Source organism: Pedomonas mirosovicensis (genome assembly GCF_022569295.1).
Lineage (GTDB): Bacteria > Pseudomonadota > Alphaproteobacteria > Sphingomonadales > Sphingomonadaceae > Pedomonas > Pedomonas mirosovicensis.
Genome location: NZ_JAKFIA010000001.1, coordinates 1,804,106 through 1,817,973 on the forward strand (window position 1 = coordinate 1,804,106; position 13,868 = coordinate 1,817,973).

The following is a 13,868-nucleotide window of genomic DNA, read 5'->3' on the forward strand; positions in this document are numbered from 1 at the left end:
TCCTGTTCTTGATCGCGGAATCCAATGCCACTCAACAGAACCGGCGAGGCCAGCGTGGGCGGCCCGTGGCCGCCCACTTCTCCTTATGACTTGGCGAGCAGCCCCATCGCTGCTGACGTCATCGCCTCGATGCCCGACTTGATCGCCGGCTCCGGCGTGATCTTGAACAGCGGCGAATGGTGCGCGGGCACCGGTGCGCCACCGTTCTTTGCCGCGTCCAGCTCCGCCTGCGGGGTGCCGCCCACGGCGAAGTAGGCGCCCGGCACCTTGGGGTCGGTCTCCACAAAGTAGGCGAAGTCCTCCGCGCCCATGCCTTCGCGGGGCTTGGTCACGAAGGCCCCCTCGCCCATCTGGCCGGCGATGGCGGCGCGCACCGTCTTCACCAGTTCGGCGTTGTTCACCGTTGGCGGCGTCGATCTCGAAGCCGACGCGCACCTCCGGCAGCTTGTCCTCCGGCAGGCCCGCCATGCGCCCGGCATTCTCGGCGATGCGCTTGATGCCGGAGAGCAGCTTCTCCCGCACCTCCTGGCTGTCCGAGCGCACGGTCAGTTGCAGGTCGGCCCGGTCGGAGATGATGTTGTGCTTCAGGCCCGAATGGAACGAGCCCACCGTCACCACGCCCGGCTCCAGCGGCGAAAGCTCCCGGCTCACCAGCGTTTGCAGCGCCATCACGATCTGGGAGCCGATGACGATCGGGTCCTTGCCCCGGTGTGGCGAGGCTCCGTGCGCGCCGACGCCGTGAATGGTGATGTCCACGCTGTCGGACGACGAGTAGGCCAGCCCCGGCTCCAGCAGGATCTTGCCCGCCGGCAGGTCGGAGGAGACATGGAACGCCAGCGCATAGTCCGGCCGCGGGAAGCGGGTATAGAGCCCGTCATCCAGCATGGCCTTGGCTCCCTGAATACGCTCCTCGGCCGGCTGACCCACGAATACGATGGTGCCGGACCATTGGTCCTTCCGCGCCACCAGCTGCTTGGCCGCGCCGATCAGCGCGGTTACGTGCACATCGTGCCCGCAGGCGTGCATCACCGGCATCTCGTTGCCATTGATGTCAACCTGCCGCGCGGTCGAGGCATAGGGCAGGCCCGACTGTTCCTTGACCGGCAGGCCGTCCATGTCCGCGCGGATGAGGACGGTCGGCCCCTCTCCGTTCTTGAGCACGCCGACGACGCCGGTCTTGCCCACGCCTTCCGTCACCTGGATGCCGAGCGCCTTGAATTCCTTGGCGACGCGCGCCGCCGTGCGAGTCTCGCGGAAGGACAGCTCCGGGTTCTTATGGAAGTCGATGAACATGTCCTTGAGCCGCGCATCGTAATCCTTGGCGATGTCCGCGCGCAGCTGCGCGTCCGCCGCGGTTGCGGCCGGAACCGATCCCATCAGCGCAACCATCGCCGTCGCGCAGGCCAGAAGCGTTTTCATGGAAATTACCCCCTTATACCCCATTTCATTTTTCCCGTTTCGGGCGTGTGCCGATACTAGAATGTGCCTTGCCGGTTGCGAAAAGCAAATATGTGAACTCAAGCCCGATTGCGGGGTATAACCACCAGGCGTCCGCATTATGCCTGACGCAGGCGAATTGAACAAAAAGAGAACTTGGCGTGAGCTTCCGCGCGAGGCATATAGTACGGCCATGAGCAGTCTGGTTATTCGCAGAACCCTCGACGATATCGACACCAGCGGCACCTTTGTGCCCCACAAGGCGGAGCGTCCGCCCAAGGCCGAAGGCGGCAAGCCGTTCAAGCTGGCGTCCGACTTTCAGCCCGCGGGCGACCAGCCCCAGGCCATTGCCGAGCTGGTGGCCCAGGCCCAGGCGGGGGAGCAGAATCAGGTGCTCCTCGGCGTCACCGGCTCGGGCAAGACCTTCACCATGGCCAAGGTGATCGAGCAGTTGCAGCGCCCGGCGCTCATCATGGCGCACAACAAGACGCTGGCTGCCCAGCTCTACGGAGAGTTCAAGGCCTTCTTCCCCGAGAATGCCGTCGAGTATTTCGTCTCCTACTACGACTACTACCAGCCGGAGGCCTATGTCCCCCGGACGGACGTCTACATCGAGAAGGAATCCTCGATTAACGAGCAGATCGACCGGATGCGCCACTCGGCCACCCGCGCCCTGCTCGAGCGGGACGACGTCATCATCGTCGCCTCTGTCTCCTGCATCTACGGTATCGGCTCGGTCGAGACCTACTCGGCCATGATCGTCAACGTCTCGAAGGGCGAGACCATCGACCAGCGGGAGCTGATCCGCAAACTGGTTGCCCTGCAATACAAGCGCAACGATCAGGCCTTCCAGCGCGGCACCTTCCGCGTGCGCGGCGACACGCTCGAAATCTTCCCGGCCCACTATGAGGACGCCGCCTGGCGCATCCAGTTCTTCGGGGACGAGGTGGAGGAGATCGTCGAGTTCGACCCGCTCACCGGTAAAAGGTGGCGTCGATGGACCATGTCCGCATCTTCGCCAACAGCCACTACGTCACCCCCGGCCCGACCATGAAACAGGCGGTCGAGGCCATCAAGCACGAGCTGGCCGAGCGGCTGAAGGAGCTGAACGCCGAGGGCAAGCTGCTGGAAGCCCAGCGGTTGGAGCAGCGCACCACGTTCGACCTCGAGATGATCGCCGCCACCGGCTCGTGCTCGGGCATCGAGAACTACTCGCGCTTCCTCACCGGCCGCCTGCCCGGCGAGCCGCCGCCGACCCTGTTCGAGTACCTGCCCGACAACGCCCTCTTGTTCATCGACGAAAGCCACGTCACCGTCGGCCAGATCGGCGCGATGGAGCGGGGCGACCGTCGCCGCAAGGTGACGCTGGCCGAATACGGCTTCCGCCTGCCGTCCTGCATCGACAACCGCCCGCTCAAGTTCTCCGAGTGGAACGCCATGCGGCCGCAGACCATCTTCGTCTCCGCGACCCCCGGCCCGTGGGAGCTGGAGCAGACCGGCGGCGTGTTCGTGGAGCAGGTCATTCGCCCCACCGGCCTTGTGGACCCCACCTACGAAATCCGCCCCGTCGAGCACCAGGTGGACGACGTGATCGCCGAGGCCAAGGCGACCGCCGCCAAGGGCTTCCGCACCCTCGTCACCACGCTCACCAAGCGCATGGCCGAAGACCTGACCGAATACCTGCACGAAGCAGGCCTCAAGGTCCGCTACATGCACTCGGATGTGGAGACGCTGGAGCGCATCGAGATCATCCGCGATCTCCGGCTTGGGGTGTTCGACGTGCTGGTCGGCATCAACCTGCTGCGCGAGGGCCTCGACATTCCTGAATGCGGCCTCGTCGCCATTCTAGATGCGGATAAGGAAGGCTTCCTCCGCTCCGAGACCTCGCTCGTGCAGACCATCGGCCGCGCGGCGCGTAACGCCGAAGGCCGGGTGCTGCTCTATGCGGACCGCATGACCGGCTCAATGGAGCGGGCGCTGGCCGAAACCGACCGCCGCCGCGCCAAGCAGATCGCCTTCAACGAAGAGCACGGCATCACGCCGCAGACCATCAAGCGGCAGATCTCCGACCTTTTGGAAGACGTCTCCCAGCACGACTACATGACGGTCGACACCGGCGACGAGGAAACCACCCACCTCGTCGGCCACAACCTCAAGGGCTACATCGCCGATCTCGAGAATCGGATGAAGGAAGCCGCCGCCAATCTGGAGTTCGAGGAAGCCGCCCGCATTCGCGACGAGATCCGCCGACTGGAGAACAGCGAACTCGGCCTGCCGGTCGAGGCCCACGTCGCGCCGGTCAAGGGCCGCGCCACGGGCGGTCGCCCCGGCACCCGCACCACCAAGCAGAGCAAGCAGCAAAAGTACGGCAAACGGTCACGGACCGGGGCGCAGTCGTAAGTCCAGCTGTCCCCCGCCATTCCGGGGCTTGACGGGAACGCGGCTGTAACGTCCACTGCGGCTACGTGCTTGCATATGCAGGCAACACCGCAGGAGACTCATTCCCATGATCGGTTACGTTACCCTCGGCACCCACGACATGGAGCGCGGCGCACGGTTCTACGACTCCCTGCTGCCGCTGCTCGGCGGCAAGCGCGCCATCGACTTCGGCACCATGATCTTCTGGGGCAACGGCAAGGGCGGGCTGCTCTGCCTCACCCATCCCTACAACAAGGAACCGGCCACCGTCGGCAATGGCGTCATGGTGGCCTTCACCGCCGATTCTCCCGCGCAGGTGGATGAAGTCTACGCCAAGGCAATCGAACTCGGCGGACAGTGCGAAGGCGCGCCCGGCCGTCGCGGCGGCGAGAACTCGCCCTTCTACGGCGCCTACTTCCGCGATCCGGATGGCAACAAGCTGGCCGTGTTCCACTGGCCGCACTGATCCGGGCGGCTGGGAAGATTTAAAAATGAACGGGGGCTCGGCCCCCTCCCCGACGCGGAGGCGTCGACTCTTAAGATGAAAGGGGGGCCCAGGCCCCCTTTCAATCCCCCATTCGATTCAACGGGCCGCGCTTTGTGCGGGCCATCCTGACAGCTTCCGGGCGAACGAGCAGGACACGGCCGTGTGATCTAAAATTCATACAGGCGCAAAGATTGATCGAAGGGCACGGCCCGATAGGAAAGAATGGGAGGTGCAGGAGGGTTGAGACCCTCCTGCAAATACAAAACCTTCCCTTTAGAGCCTCACCCCTCCTCGCAGCCCGGCAGCAGGTGCGCCCTCAGCGCCGCGCGCAGGTCGTCGGGCAGCAGCAAGGGTTTGCGGCTTGCCCGGTCCAGCACCACGATCACGCCTTCGGCGGTGGCGACGCAGGTGTCGCCCACGAACAGGCCTTGGCCCAGCGTGTAGGACGTGCGGCCGATCCGCAGCACGCCTGTCCCAATCTCGACGGTTCCTGGAAAGTAGGTCTCGGCTCGCATGTTGATGGCGACCCGCGCGATCACGCCGCCGAATGGCCCGTCCATGGCGGCGACGGCCCGGTTGAATTCTACCCGGCCGGTTTCGCAGTAGACCGCATAGGCGGTGTTGTTGACATGGCCGACCATATCCGTGTCGGAGAAGCGGATGCGCTCTTGCGTGAAGTGACGAAAGCTCGCCCTCTCCTGCAGCATCCGCTCCATGCCCGCCTGTCGATCATCCTCCATGCATCACTCCCTGCACTCTGACAGCTTCACCTCAGGCTAGTGGCGAGATTGAAGACCTGTCGAGCGATCCGGTGGGGTGGCCGACCATTTGGCTTTGTGTCACAAGGCAGGCAACAACATGCAAGGAGGCCGCGAGGAATGACCCGGATCTACGTTGATGCCGATGCCTGCCCGGTGAAGGCGGAGGCGATCCGCGTTGCCGAACGGCATGGCATTGAGACCTTTCTCGTCTCCAACGGCGGCATCCGGCCGAGCGGCCACCCGCTGGTCAGGGAGATCACCGTGCCCGGCGCGTTCGATGCGGCGGATGACTGGATCGTGGAGCAGGTCAACGCAGGAGACATCGTCATCACGGCGGACATTCCCCTCGCCTCCCGCTGCCTTGAAAAGCAGGCCTCCGTAATCGGCCCCACGGGCAAGCCGTTCAGCAAGCAGAACATCGGCATGGCGCTGGCCATGCGCGACGTGATGGCGGACCTGCGCGCCATGGGCACGGTCAGTGGCTACAACAAAAGCTTCGCGCCCGCCGATCGCTCCCGCTTCCTCAACGAACTGGAGCGCATGGTGCAGCAGGCGAAGCGCGCATCAGCCTGAGATCCTCACCCGCCGAGGATCGTACAGCCAAGCAAGGCGCGGGAGGCCGCCGAGGCGATTTCCGGGTCAGCCACGTCGAACACCAGATCGAGCGCTCGCCGCACGTTCTTCTCGTTGGCTTCCACCCGGTCCGCATGGCTCGCTCCGCCCAGCAGCCGGGCGACACGCTTCATCTGGTCATTGCTCAGCCGATCATCCAAGGAGTCGGCCATGCAGCTGGCCTGCCGCTCTGCCAAGCCCAGCGATTGCAGGCCGCTGGCCACTTGCTGCCGGGGCGTGGCGCAGCCCGCCAGCCCTGTGGCTCCCAGAATCAAAACTGCCACGCACATGCGCTTCATGGCCCGCAACTCCCTTTCGAATGTCTGTCGTCAGCGGCGCTCGTCTGCTCCCAGCAGGGACATGCCGACGATGCTCACCAGACCGACGACAAGCGCACCAAACAGGGCCGAGAAGAAGCCGCTCACGCTCATGCCGTCGAGCAACGCCGCGACCAGCCCGAACATCGCCGCATTGATAACGAAGATGAACAGTCCAAGGGTGAGCAGAGTCAGCGGCAGGGTGAACAGAATGGCCAGCGGCCGGATGAGCGCATTGACGACGATGAGCAGCACGGCTGCCCAAACGAAGGTCATGCCGCCTTCGATATGAATGCCGGGGATCAGGTGGGTCGCCACCCAAAGTCCGGCAATGACGCAGAGCACCCGGATGAGAAATTCCCGCATGACTGTCTCCTTCTTGCCGCAGCTGGCCGGACGCGGGCGGCGGCGCGAACGAGCGGTGCGCGGCCTGTGCCAGAAGCGCTTACCCTTTCGGAACTGGCGGAATTCTTCGCTTTTTGAGCGAAACGAAAGTTCGCCATTCCGGTTTGTTCCGGCTCTCAGACTACCGGACGGATCGAGCCTCGGCCATAAAATTTAGGGGGTTGGGCATTCCGCGTGTAACTCCATTCCCTATGGTGCGTTTCATCAAAGTCTGCTAAATGAGTCGCCGGATCTAGGGCTTTCTTTCATACGGAAATACTGCCCGAAAGATCGGGCACTACCAAATGAAGGAAAGACAAGATGCCTACGGGAACCGTTAAGTGGTTCAATGTTGAAAAGGGTTACGGCTTCATCCAGCCGGACGATGGCGGCGCAGACGCCTTTGTGCACATTTCCGCGGTTGAGCGCTCTGGTATGCGGGTCCTCGTCGAGGGCCAGCAGGTCGAGTACGAACTGGGCATGTCCCGTCAGGGCAAGCCGGCCGCGCAGGACCTGAAGGTCATCGGCGGTCCGTCGCCGGAAGAAGCGGAAGCCATGGCTCCGCGTCCGCGTCGTGACTTCGGCGACCGTCCGGGCGGCGGCTTCCGCAGCGGCCCGCGTTCGGGTGGCGGCTTCGGCGAGCGCTCCGGTGGCGGCGGCGGCTTCGGCGGCGGCTTCGGTGAGCGTTCCGGCGGCGGCTTCCGCAGCGGCGGCGGCTTCGGCGGCGAGCGTGACGGCGGCTTCGGCGACCGTCCGCGTGGCCCGCGTGGTCCGCGTCGTTTCAGCTAAGCTCTGATCCAGCTTAACTGTTGAACACAGGCACGGCCGCCCCTTCGGGCGGCCGTGTTTGTTTGTGCGCCAGAAATAACCGCTGTTTTGGGGAGGGAGCCATCCCCGACCTTGCCTTCCAGCCCCGTTCCCGGTTCACATAAGGCCCTGACACCATGGCGTTGCAACACGGGCAAGGGATTGGTCATGACAGGAAGCGATATCGCGCGGTCTCTCAAGGCAAAGCTGCGGCTGCCCATCATCGGCGCGCCAATGTTCATCATCTCGACGCCGAAGCTGGTCATCGCCCAGTGCCGGGCGGGCATCCTTGGCTCCTTCCCGGCGCTGAACGCCCGGCCCAAGGAAGCGCTTGACGACTGGCTCAGCGAGATCAAGGAAACCCTGGCTGACCACACCGCCCGCCACCCGGAGCGGCCTGCGGCCCCCTTCGCCGTCAACCAGATTGTCCACCGCTCCAACGACCGGCTGGAGCACGACCTGGCCCTCTGCGTGAAGCACAAGGTGCCCATTGTCATCACCTCGCTTGGCGCCCGGCCGGAGGTCAACGAGGCCATCCACAGCTACGGCGGCATCGTCTTCCACGATATCATCAACATCCAGCATGCCCGCAAGGCCCTCGAGAAAGGCGCGGACGGACTGATCGCCGTCTGCGCGGGCGCAGGCGGCCACGCGGGCACCCTCTCCCCCTTCGCGCTGGTGCAGGAAATCCGCCAGTTCTTCGACGGCCCCCTGCTCCTCTCCGGCAGCATCGCCACCGGCCGCTCCGTGCTTGCCGCCGAAGCCATGGGGGCGGACTTCGCCTACGCCGGCTCCGTCTTCATTGCCACCGAAGAAGCCAACGCTATCGATGCCTATAAGCAATGCCTCGTCGATGCGCGCGCGGAAGATATCGTCTACACCAACCTCTTCACCGGTATTCACGGCAACTACCTGCGCCAGTCCATCGAGGCGGCTGGGCTCGATCCCGCCAACCTGCCCCAGTCCGATCCCTCCCGCATGAATTTCGGCTCCGGCGGCAACGAAGCCAAGAAAGCCTGGCGAGATATCTGGGGCTGCGGCCAGGGCATCGGCGTCATCGATGATATCAAACCCGTCGCCGCCGTCGTCGATCGCATGGAGCGCGAGTACAATGCCGCCAAAGCCGCCCTGCTCGGCCCGCGCGACGCCTTGGCGGCGGAGTAGGTTGGTTTTTACTTCGCAGAGGGTCAGTCCCTCTGCACTCCCTTTCGTTTTAGCGGCCGTACCCGGCACATCCCGTAGAGAAACTGGAAAGGCCTTCTGTCAGGCGCAGCCCTGAAAATGAATGGGGATCCAAAGGGGGTCCGAGACCCCCTTTCAAACCATCAAATATCTCAAACACAAAAAAAGCCGCCCTGATGTGGAGCGGCTTTTCTTTTTATCTCAAACGTTTGTCGACTGAGCTGCAAGTGCAGGCTTAGCGGAAATTATCAGCATACGCCTGAATCTTCAGCTCACGCGGTTGCTCCGCCATGACCACGTAGTCGATGCCGTAGCGCTTGGCGTAATCGATGGCGGCTTCCTGCGTCGGAAAGCGCAGGCGCACTTGGCTCTGGGTGTCGTGCGAGCCAGCCCAGCCCATGAGCGCGTCCGGCCGCTTCTTGTCCGCCGGTTCGAACTCCAGCACCCAGTGCTGATACTTCGCCTTGCCGGACTGCATGGCGTGCTTGCTTGGCTTGTAGATACGCGCCGTCATTTCTTACAACCCTCCGTTCGGGGCCGTCCTGCCGCTTGGCGCGGCCAAGGTCAAGCCCCCTGAATACGCTCAGGCCGATAAACGCTCAGGCTTCCGCCGGGGCTTCCGTCGAACCGGCATCGGGGCCCGTCCCTGCCTCGTCCTCGCCGCCGGCTTCGCCTTCAGGCTCGACCTCTTCCTCGCCGTTCACGTCCCGAATCTTGGCGACGGAGACCACGTGCTCGTCGTCCGACACCCGGAAGAGCGTCACGCCCTGGGTAGCGCGGCCGACAATCCGCACATCGGCAACGCCAATGCGGATCATCTGGGCCTGGTCGGTGACCATCAGCACCTGCTCGTCCGCTTCCACCGGGAAGCTGGCAACCACGGCGCCGCCGTTGCGTTCGGACAGGTCGATCGCCGCCACGCCCTGGTTGCCGCGGCCCATGGTGCGGTACTCGTAAGACGAGGTCCGCTTGCCGTAGCCGTTGCGGGTGACGGTGAGGATGAACTGCTCGCGTTCGGCCAGTTCCTGCATCCGTTCGGGCGAAAGGGTCGCCTCACCCGGCTCCGCCTTCCACGGCGCGGCGCGCAGGTACTGCTCGCGCTCCTCCGCCGTCACGTCGCGGCCACCGTTGAGGATGGTGAGCGAGATCACCTCGTCGCCATCCGCCAGCGTCATGCCGCGCACGCCCGTCGAGGTGCGGCTCTGGAATACGCGCACCACGTCCACCGGGAAGCGAATGCACTTGCCGCAACGCGTCGCCAGCAGCACGTCGTCATCCTCGCTGCAGAGCGCGACGCCGATCAGCCGGTCGTCCGCCGCATCGTCCTCGAAGCGGATGGCGAACTTGCCGTTGGATGGGATGTTGGTGAACGCATCCATGCTGTTGCGGCGCACGCCGCCCTTGGCGGTGGCGAACATAACGTGCAGGTTCGCCCACTCGTTCTCGTCTTCCGGCAGCGGCAGGATGGTCGAGATGGTCTCGCCTTCCGACAATGGCAGCAGGTTCACCAGCGCCTTGCCGCGCGCCTGCGGCGTGCCTTCCGGCAGCTTCCATACCTTGAGGCGATAGACCAGCCCCTTGGTGGAGAAGAACAGCACCGGCGTGTGGGTGGAGGCGACGAACACCTGGGTCAGCACGTCTTCGTCCTTGGTGGACATGGCCGAGCGGCCCTTGCCGCCGCGCCGCTGCGCCCGGTAGGTGGAGAGCGGCACGCGCTTGATGTAACCGGACATGGTGACGGTCACCACCATGTCCTCGCGCTTGATGAGGTCTTCGTCCTCGATGTCCTCGATCGCGCCTTCCAGAATTTCCGTGCGGCGCGGGGTCGAGAACTCGCCCGCGATGGCATCGAATTCCTCGCGCATCACTTCGTAAAGGCGAGCGCGATCGCGCAGAATCCGCAGGAACTCATCGATCTTGGTGGCCAGTTCCTTCAGTTCCTCGCCGATCTCGTCCCGGCCGAGCGCCGTCAGGCGATGCAGGCGCAGGTCGAGGATGGCTTTCACCTGCTCTTCGGTCAGGTGGTAGGAGGTACCGTAGGTCTCCGGAGTCACCGCCTCGATCAGTTCGAGGTACGGCATGATCTCGCCCACCGGCCAGGCGCGGGCCAGCAGCGCCTCGCGCGCTTCGGCCGGCGACGCCGACGCCCGGATGATCCGCACCACCTCGTCGAGGTTGGTGACGGCAATGACAAGGCCGAGCAAGATGTGGGCCCGGTCCCGCGCCTTCTTCAGCTCAAACTTGGTGCGGCGGGTGATGACCTCTTCGCGGAACTGAACGAAGGCTGAGATGATGTCCTTCAGGCCCAGCTGCTGCGGGCGGCCGCTGTTCAGCGCCAGCATGTTGATGGCGAAGGTGGTCTGCGCCGGGGTGTAGCGGTAGATCTGGTTCAGCACCACGTCCGACGTCGCATCGCGCTTCAGCTCGATAACGACGCGCACGCCCTCGCGGTTGGACTCGTCGCGGATTTCAGAGACGCCCTCGATCCGCTTGTCCTTCACCGCCTCGGCAATCCGCTCCACCAGGGTGGACTTGTTCACCTGGTAGGGAATCTCGGTGATGATGATGGCCTCGCGGTCCTTGCCCCACTGTTCGATGTGGGTGCGCGAGCGCATCAGGATCGAGCCGCGGCCGGTCCGGTAGGCTTGCAGGATGCCGCCCCGGCCGAGCACGATGCCGCCCGTCGGGAAGTCCGGCCCCGGCACGATGGTCATCAGCTCTTCCGGCGTGATTTCCGGATTGTCCATGTAGGCGCGGCAGGCCGAGATCACCTCGCCCAGATTGTGCGGCGGCACGTTCGTCGCCATGCCGACGGCGATGCCGCCCGCGCCGTTCACCAGCAGGTTCGGGAAGCGCGCCGGAAGAACGACCGGCTCCTTCTCCTGCCCGTCGTAGTTGGGCTGGAAGTCGACCGTGTCCTTTTCCAGGTCGCTCAGCAGGTTGTGCGTCACCTTGGCGAGACGGGCCTCGGTGTAACGCATGGCCGCCGCCGGGTCGCCGTCCATGGAGCCGAAGTTGCCCTGGCCGTCGATCAGCGGCACGCGCATGGAGAAGTCCTGCGCCATGCGGACGAGGGCTTCGTAAATCGGGGCGTCGCCGTGCGGGTGGTACTTACCGATCACGTCACCGACGATACGGGCCGATTTGCGGTACGGCTTGGTGTGGTCGTAGCTGTTCTCGTGGCACGAGAACAGGATACGCCGGTGCACCGGCTTCAGGCCGTCACGCACATCGGGAAGCGCACGCGACACGATCACGCTCATGGCGTAATCGAGGTACGATGTCCGCATCTCGTCGACGATGGAGATCGGGCGGATATCGGACGGGTCCGAGGAATTCGGTTCAGTCAAATCCAACGCTCAAATCCTGGAATATAGAGCCATAAGAGGTTCGCCCCACCTTGTAGCCAACTGCGCGCAGGAAAGCCAGTTTTAAGGATCGGACGCGCGCCGTACACCGTTGTCCCGGCCCGATTCGTCGTGCTTTTCGCAAGGGCTGGACCCGCGCGCTGCCCAAGCGCATATAGGCGGCCATGACCCAGAATTTCGAACCCATCCATGTCATCGGCGGCGGCCTCGCCGGTTCCGAAGCCGCGTGGCAGATCGCCCAGGCGGGCGTGCCCGTCATCCTGCACGAGATGCGCCCGGTCCGCATGACCGACGCGCACCACACCGAAGGCTTTGCCGAGCTGGTTTGCTCCAACTCCTTCCGGTCGGACGACGCCTCCGCCAACGCGGTCGGCCTGCTGCACGAGGAAATGCGCCGGGCCGACTCGCTCATCCTGAAATCGGGCGACGCCGCCCGCGTGCCCGCAGGCAGTGCGCTCGCCGTGGACCGGGATGCCTTCTCGAACGCCGTCACCGCAGCGCTCAGCAACCACCCGCTTATCGAGATTCGCCGCGAGGAAGTGGCGGGCCTGCCGCCGGCCGACTGGTCGAGCGTCGTGATTGCAACAGGTCCTCTCACCTCGGCGGCGCTGGCCGAAGCCATCAAGGGGCTGACGGGCGAGGACGAGCTGGCCTTCTTCGATGCCATCGCGCCCATCGTCTACAAGGACAGCATCAACTTCGACATCGCCTGGTTCCAGTCCCGCTACGACAAGGCGTCCGGCCCCGGCAGCGACGGCAAGGACTACATCAACTGCCCGCTGGACAAGGACCAGTACTACGCCTTCATCGAGGCGCTGCTGACCGGCGAGAAAACCAGCTTCAAGGAGTGGGAGGCCAACACCCCCTACTTCGAAGGCTGCATGCCCATCGAGGTCATGGCGGAGCGCGGCAAGGATACGCTCTCCTTCGGCCCGATGAAGCCGGTCGGCCTCGTTGACCCGCGCACCGGCAAGCGGCCCTATGCCGTCGTCCAGCTGCGGCAGGACAACGCGCTCGGCACGCTCTACAACATGGTCGGCTTCCAGACGAAACTGAAGCACGGCGAGCAGACCCGCATCTTCCGCACCATCCCCGGCCTGGAAAATGCCCAGTTCGCCCGTTTAGGGGGCCTCCATCGCAACACGTTCATCAAGTCCCCCAAGGTGTTGGACGGCGTTCTTCGCCTGAAGGCAGACCCGCGCCTGCGCTTCGCGGGCCAAGTCACCGGCGTCGAGGGCTATGTGGAAAGCGCCGCCATCGGCCTGCTCGCCGGGCGCTTCGCCGCGGCCGAGCGCAAGGGCGAAGCCATCGTCCCGCCGCCGCCCACCACCGCCTTCGGCGCATTGCTGGCGCACATCACCGGCGGGGCGGACGCCGACAGCTTCCAGCCTATGAACGTCAACTTCGGCCTGTTCCCGCCGCTGGAAGGCAAGATCCGCAAGAACGAGCGCAAGGCGCACCTCTCCGCCCGCGCCCTCGCCGATGTCGATCGCTGGCTCGGCCGTGCGCCGTCCGAAGCAACGGCAGCGGAATAAGAAGCATGTTTTGCAGGAGGGTCGCGGACCCTCCTGCACCTCCCGTTCGATTCATAGGGGCGCACCCGCCATGAAGGGTACGGCCCATCAAAACGAATGGGGGCGCGGGAGATGAAATCCCCCGCAAAAAGAAACAAAAAACATCATCGAGACAGTTGCATATCGCCCTCGGGCGGCGTATATGCGCCAAGCCTTCGGCGCGATCTTGTCCGCCGGGCCTGAAAATGGTGTGGGGCCGTAGCTCAGTTGGGAGAGCGCAGCAATCGCACTGCTGAGGTCAGGGGTTCGACTCCCCTCGGCTCCACCATTCTCCCTCTTCCCTGATTGTTTTAAACTGGTGTTTTGGGCTGTAACGGCCGAACCGGGCGCTTGGGCAGTCCCGGCACGCAGTCATGCTGTTCGTCCGCTGGGTTATCGCCGTTGCCGATCGAGCCTGTGCCCGGTGGTGCCATGACGCCCTCCCTGCCTGCGCCGCATTGAGTCGCCCCGCAGGTTAAGCCGCCCGGCCTGAATACTCTCCAATATCCCGCTGATATTGCAGCATATTCCTGATATTCCGC

11 protein-coding genes, 1 tRNA gene and 2 pseudogenes are annotated in these 13,868 nt (G+C 64.4%); 7 read left to right on the forward strand and 7 right to left on the reverse strand.

Going from position 1 to position 13,868, the window contains the following annotated elements:
• Nucleotides 1-83: 83 nt before the first annotated feature.
• A complete protein-coding gene (locus L0C21_RS16875) occupies nt 84-479 on the reverse strand; it encodes a M20/M25/M40 family metallo-hydrolase (RefSeq protein ID WP_374940253.1) in 396 nt (131 codons plus the stop codon).
• A 37-nt stretch (nt 480-516) separates the two neighbouring features.
• Nucleotides 517-1,632: pseudogene (locus L0C21_RS16880) on the reverse strand (amidohydrolase); the annotation flags it as partial.
• Here L0C21_RS16880 and uvrB point away from each other — a divergent pair.
• Both uvrB and L0C21_RS08600 read left to right on the forward strand, forming a co-directional pair.
• Nucleotides 1,631-3,837 (forward strand): annotated as a pseudogene (gene uvrB, locus L0C21_RS08595) (excinuclease ABC subunit UvrB). The pseudogenes L0C21_RS16880 and uvrB sit on opposite strands and share 2 nt — an antisense overlap.
• Nucleotides 3,838-3,943: 106 nt before the next feature.
• Nucleotides 3,944-4,321, forward strand: a complete 378-nt coding sequence (locus L0C21_RS08600; RefSeq protein ID WP_259277962.1) for a VOC family protein — start codon at nt 3,944-3,946, stop codon at nt 4,319-4,321.
• A 302-nt stretch (nt 4,322-4,623) separates the two neighbouring features.
• On the opposite strand, the gene L0C21_RS08605 is transcribed toward L0C21_RS08600, so the two are convergent.
• On the reverse strand, nt 4,624-5,082 hold the full coding sequence (locus tag L0C21_RS08605; RefSeq protein WP_259277963.1) for an acyl-CoA thioesterase: 459 nt from the start codon (nt 5,080-5,082) through the stop codon (nt 4,624-4,626).
• A gap of 138 nt (nt 5,083-5,220) precedes the next feature.
• On the opposite strand from L0C21_RS08605, the gene L0C21_RS08610 reads away from it, so the two are divergent.
• The gene (locus L0C21_RS08610; protein WP_259277964.1) at nt 5,221-5,676 is read left to right on the forward strand and encodes a YaiI/YqxD family protein; all 456 of its coding nucleotides are present in this window, start codon (nt 5,221-5,223) and stop codon (nt 5,674-5,676) included.
• Nucleotides 5,677-5,681: 5 nt separating this feature from the next.
• On the opposite strand, the gene L0C21_RS08615 is transcribed toward L0C21_RS08610, so the two are convergent.
• Nucleotides 5,682-6,014, reverse strand: a complete 333-nt coding sequence (locus tag L0C21_RS08615) for a hypothetical protein (protein WP_259277965.1) — start codon at nt 6,012-6,014, stop codon at nt 5,682-5,684.
• A gap of 30 nt (nt 6,015-6,044) precedes the next feature.
• Nucleotides 6,045-6,398 (reverse strand): phage holin family protein, encoded by a 354-nt coding sequence (locus L0C21_RS08620; protein ID WP_259277966.1) that lies wholly within the window; start codon nt 6,396-6,398, stop codon nt 6,045-6,047.
• 339 nt (nt 6,399-6,737) lie between these two features.
• On the opposite strand from L0C21_RS08620, the gene L0C21_RS16705 reads away from it, so the two are divergent.
• Both L0C21_RS16705 and L0C21_RS08630 read left to right on the forward strand, forming a co-directional pair.
• Nucleotides 6,738-7,205: a cold-shock protein gene (locus tag L0C21_RS16705; protein WP_310593360.1), complete on the forward strand. Its 468-nt coding sequence runs from the start codon at nt 6,738-6,740 to the stop codon at nt 7,203-7,205.
• A 186-nt stretch (nt 7,206-7,391) separates the two neighbouring features.
• On the forward strand, nt 7,392-8,387 hold the full coding sequence (locus L0C21_RS08630; protein ID WP_259277967.1) for an NAD(P)H-dependent flavin oxidoreductase: 996 nt from the start codon (nt 7,392-7,394) through the stop codon (nt 8,385-8,387).
• Between the two features lie 253 nt (nt 8,388-8,640).
• On the opposite strand, the gene L0C21_RS08635 is transcribed toward L0C21_RS08630, so the two are convergent.
• Entirely contained in the window at nt 8,641-8,919 is a 279-nt protein-coding gene (locus L0C21_RS08635; protein ID WP_259277968.1) for an ETC complex I subunit, read from the reverse strand.
• An 85-nt stretch (nt 8,920-9,004) separates the two neighbouring features.
• Nucleotides 9,005-11,755, reverse strand: a complete 2,751-nt coding sequence (gyrA, locus tag L0C21_RS08640; RefSeq protein WP_259277969.1) for a DNA gyrase subunit A — start codon at nt 11,753-11,755, stop codon at nt 9,005-9,007.
• Between the two features lie 182 nt (nt 11,756-11,937).
• On the opposite strand from gyrA, the gene trmFO reads away from it, so the two are divergent.
• Together trmFO and L0C21_RS08650 are read left to right on the forward strand one after the other, a co-directional pair.
• The gene (trmFO, locus tag L0C21_RS08645) at nt 11,938-13,308 is read left to right on the forward strand and encodes a methylenetetrahydrofolate--tRNA-(uracil(54)-C(5))-methyltransferase (FADH(2)-oxidizing) TrmFO (protein WP_259277970.1); all 1,371 of its coding nucleotides are present in this window, start codon (nt 11,938-11,940) and stop codon (nt 13,306-13,308) included.
• 231 nt (nt 13,309-13,539) lie between these two features.
• Nucleotides 13,540-13,615: transfer RNA gene (locus L0C21_RS08650), tRNA-Ala, on the forward strand.
• Nucleotides 13,616-13,868: the final 253 nt, after the last annotated feature.

What these genes read in the sequence shown, in the direction of transcription:
- L0C21_RS16875 (WP_374940253.1), bottom strand. Translation starts at nt 479, where the DNA reads ATGCCGGGCGCATGGCGGGCCTGCCGGAGGACAAGCTGCCGGAGGTGC.
- L0C21_RS08600 (WP_259277962.1), top strand. Translation starts at nt 3,944, where the DNA reads ATGATCGGTTACGTTACCCTCGGCACCCACGACATGGAGCGCGGCGCA.
- L0C21_RS08605 (WP_259277963.1), bottom strand. Translation starts at nt 5,082, where the DNA reads ATGGAGGATGATCGACAGGCGGGCATGGAGCGGATGCTGCAGGAGAGG.
- L0C21_RS08610 (WP_259277964.1), top strand. Translation starts at nt 5,221, where the DNA reads ATGACCCGGATCTACGTTGATGCCGATGCCTGCCCGGTGAAGGCGGAG.
- L0C21_RS08615 (WP_259277965.1), bottom strand. Translation starts at nt 6,014, where the DNA reads ATGAAGCGCATGTGCGTGGCAGTTTTGATTCTGGGAGCCACAGGGCTG.
- L0C21_RS08620 (WP_259277966.1), bottom strand. Translation starts at nt 6,398, where the DNA reads ATGCGGGAATTTCTCATCCGGGTGCTCTGCGTCATTGCCGGACTTTGG.
- L0C21_RS16705 (WP_310593360.1), top strand. Translation starts at nt 6,738, where the DNA reads ATGCCTACGGGAACCGTTAAGTGGTTCAATGTTGAAAAGGGTTACGGC.
- L0C21_RS08630 (WP_259277967.1), top strand. Translation starts at nt 7,392, where the DNA reads ATGACAGGAAGCGATATCGCGCGGTCTCTCAAGGCAAAGCTGCGGCTG.
- L0C21_RS08635 (WP_259277968.1), bottom strand. Translation starts at nt 8,919, where the DNA reads ATGACGGCGCGTATCTACAAGCCAAGCAAGCACGCCATGCAGTCCGGC.
- trmFO (WP_259277970.1), top strand. Translation starts at nt 11,938, where the DNA reads ATGACCCAGAATTTCGAACCCATCCATGTCATCGGCGGCGGCCTCGCC.